We start from the raw sequence: 966 nt of genomic DNA, 5'->3' as shown, positions 1-966 counted from the left end.
GAACACGTGAAATTCTGTCTGAAGATCGGAGGACCACCTTCGAAGGCTAAGTACTCCTTACTGACCGATAGTGAACCAGTACCGTGAGGGAAAGGTGAAAAGCACCCCGACGAGGGGAGTGAAACAGTACCTGAAACCGAACGCCTACAATCAGTTGGAGGGCCCTTGCGGCCTGACAGCGTACCTTTTGTATAATGGGTCATCGACTTGGTCTCACGAGCAAGCTTAAGCCGTTAGGTGTAGGCGCAGCGAAAGCGAGTCTTAATAGGGCGTTGAGTTCGTGGGATCAGACCCGAAACCGAGTGATCTAGGCATGACCAGGATGAAGGTAAGGTAACACTTACTGGAGGTCCGAACCCACACCTGTTGAAAAAGGTCGGGATGAGTTGTGCCTAGGGGTGAAAGGCCAATCAAACTCGGAGATAGCTGGTTCTCTGCGAAATCTATTTAGGTAGAGCGTCATCCGAATACCCTCGGGGGTAGAGCACTGGATGGGTAATGGGGCCCCACAGGCTTACTGATCCTAACCAAACTCCGAATACCGAGGAGTACTAGATGGCAGACACACGGCGAATGCTAACGTCCGTCGTGAAGAGGGAAACAACCCTGACCTCCAGCTAAGGCCCCTAATTCATGGCTAAGTGGGAAAGCAGGTGAGACGACCAAAACAACCAGGAGGTTGGCTTAGAAGCAGCCATCCTTTAAAGATAGCGTAACAGCTCACTGGTCTAAATAAGTTGTCTTGCGGCGAAGATGTAACGGGGCTCAAGCCATGAGCCGAAGCTGAGGATGCACTAGTTGCATGGTAGCAGAGCGTAGTGTGACATAATTCCATGTCTCCTTAACCCTTCGGGGTATTGGAGACGCGGAGTTTTCTGTGAAGCCGGCGCGTGAGCGATCCGGTGGAGAGATCACTAGTGAGAATGATGACATGAGTAGCGACAAAGAGTGTGAGAGACACTCTCG

The 966-nt window shown here is 51.6% G+C and carries 1 rRNA gene; it reads left to right on the top strand.

The annotated features are described in order from the left end of the window. Positions 1 to 966: ribosomal RNA gene (locus A3728_RS13230) — 23S ribosomal RNA — on the top strand; the annotation flags it as partial.

The organism is Sulfitobacter sp. HI0040 (genome assembly GCF_001634885.1).
In the GTDB taxonomy this organism is placed as follows: Bacteria; Pseudomonadota; Alphaproteobacteria; order Rhodobacterales; family Rhodobacteraceae; genus Sulfitobacter.
This window is presented reverse-complemented; position numbering and strand designations above follow the sequence as displayed.